This is a genomic window from Brevundimonas sp., assembly GCF_036399195.1.
Classification (GTDB): Bacteria; Pseudomonadota; Alphaproteobacteria; order Caulobacterales; family Caulobacteraceae; genus Brevundimonas.
The window spans coordinates 1-2,216 of the sequence record NZ_DASWNO010000052.1 but is presented as its reverse complement, the minus strand read 5'-3'; the positions used below and the strand labels follow the sequence as shown (position 1 = coordinate 2,216).

The 2,216-nt window shown below is 68.8% G+C and carries 2 protein-coding genes; one reads left to right on the top strand and one right to left on the bottom strand.

What is annotated here, in order from left to right:
- Positions 1-15: 15 nt before the first annotated feature.
- Positions 16-951, bottom strand: a complete 936-nt coding sequence (gene ftsY / locus VGB60_RS02615) for a signal recognition particle-docking protein FtsY (RefSeq protein WP_331036726.1) — start codon at positions 949-951, stop codon at positions 16-18.
- Between the two features lie 185 nt (positions 952-1,136).
- Between ftsY and VGB60_RS02610 the strand changes: the two genes are divergently transcribed.
- The coding region (locus VGB60_RS02610; RefSeq protein WP_331036725.1) for a nitrilase-related carbon-nitrogen hydrolase at positions 1,137-2,216 on the top strand (1,080 nt) is incomplete at its 3' end.

Here is a 2,216-nt window from a genome sequence, read left to right as displayed (position 1 = left end):
GGCGTGTCGGTCATGTCAGTCCTCAAGCCCCACCAGTGATCGAGAAAAGGCGCGCGCGTCGAACGGCTGCAGGTCGTCCACCCCCTCGCCGACGCCGATCAGCTTGATCGGGGCGTCGGACGCCTGCGCCACCGGCACCAGCACGCCGCCCCGCGCGGTTCCGTCCAGCTTGGTCATGACCAGTCCGGAGACATAGGCGGTGCGTCCAAAGATCTTCTCCTGCTCCAGCGCATTGCGGCCGACGGTCGCGTCGAGCACCAGCAGGGTCTCGTGCGGCGCGTCAGGATCGATCTTCTTCAGCACCCGGACGATCTTGAGCAGCTCGTCCATCAGGGCGCTCTTGTTCTGCAGCCGGCCGGCGGTGTCGATCAGGACGACGTCGTAGCCTTCAGCCTTCGCCCGCGTGTAGGCGTCAAACGCCAGACCGGCCGGGTCGGCGCCGTCGCGGCGGCTTTCGAAGGTCGCGCCGGCCCGGTCGGACCACACCTTCAGCTGCTCGCGCGCGGCGGCGCGGAAGGTGTCGCAGGCCACGATCATGACCTTGGCGCCCTGCGCCGTCAGGTCCGACGCGATCTTGCCGAGCGTGGTGGTCTTGCCCGAGCCGTTGACCCCGACGAACAGGGTCACGAAGGGGCGGGCGCCGTTCAGCGGCTCGTAGCGGGCCTCGTGGCCGATCAGTTCGGCGGTCACGGCCTCCGCCAGCGCTTCTTTCACTTCCCGCTCATTGGCGCCGGCGCCGAAGCGCAGCTCGCGGAAGCGGGCGACGATCCGGTCCGTGGCGGCGGGGCCGAGGTCGCTCTCCAGCAGATGCTCCTCCAGCCCGTCGAGGGCGGCCTCGGACAGGGGCTCCTTGACGAAGGCGCCCACCACCTGCTCGGTCATCTGCTTCGACGAGCGAGACAGCCCCTCTGTCAGCCGCGAGAGCCAGCCCTTTTTCGGCGTATCGTTCATGCGACTGGCTTTAGCGGGGCGCGGCCCATGCGTCACCAAATACTCCCTGCATCCCGGCGAAAGCCGGGACCCAGTTCTTTGGATGGATCGTTTGGGCCTATATGAACGCTGCCGACGATCCCATGCACCGGCGCCACGTCGGACAACACTGGGTCCCGGCCTTCGCCGGGATGCACGGAGTTTAGATGCCCAAGACGCACCCATTTCACGCCCCCGCCACCCACGGCTTCGTCCGCGTCGCGGCGGCCACGCCGGTGGTGCACACCGCCGATCCGGCGGCCAACGGCGACGAGCACGCGGCCCTGATCCGTCAGGCCGGCGAGCAGGGCGTGGACCTGATGGTCTTCCCCGAGCTGTCGATCAGCGCCTACGCCATCGACGATCTGGTGATGCAGGGCGCACTGCTGGACGAGGTCGAGCGCCAGATCGCCCGTCTGGCTCCGCTGACCGCCGAGTCCGGCGTGATCACTGTCGTCGGGGCCCCGCTGCGGCGCGACGACCGGCTCTACAACTGCGCCGTAGTGCTGGGGAACGGCCGCATCCTCGGCGTCGTGCCGAAGACCTACCTGCCGAACTATCGGGAATATTACGAGAAGCGCTGGTACTCAGCCGGAGGGGATATCTCCAGCCGCGACGGCGATCTGACCGTGGCGGGCGAGGAGGCGCCGTTCGGGGTCGATCTGGTGTTCGAGGCCGCCAACCGGCCCGGCTTCGTCTTCGCCGCCGAGATCTGCGAGGACTACTGGGCTCCGCTGCCGCCCTCGACGCGGCAGGCGATGTCCGGCGCGCGCATCCTGCTGAACCTTTCGGCGTCCAACATCCTGATCGGCAAGGCCGACGAGCGCGCCCTGCTGTGCGCCAGCCAGTCGATGCGGGCGATGGCGGCCTATGTCTTCGCCGCTTCGGGCTGGGGCGAGAGCACCACCGATCTGGCCTGGGACGGTCAGGCCACCATCCACGAACTGGGCGCCTGTCTGGCCAGTGGCGTGCGGTTCTCGATGGAGAGCCATCTCACCCTGGCCGACGTCGATGTGGAGCGCATCGGGCTCGACCGGCTGCGCAACGGCACCTTCGCCGACTGCGCCCGCGACGAGCTGGACGGCTACCTGTTCGAGCGCGTGCTGTTCGAGGCGCGCGAGGACGCCGGCGGCGGCGACCTGATCCGGCCCTTGGACCGCTTCCCCTTCGTGCCCGACGACCCGGCGCGGCTGGACCAGGATTGCTTCGAGGCCTTCAACATCCAGGTCCAGGGCCTGATGCGGCGG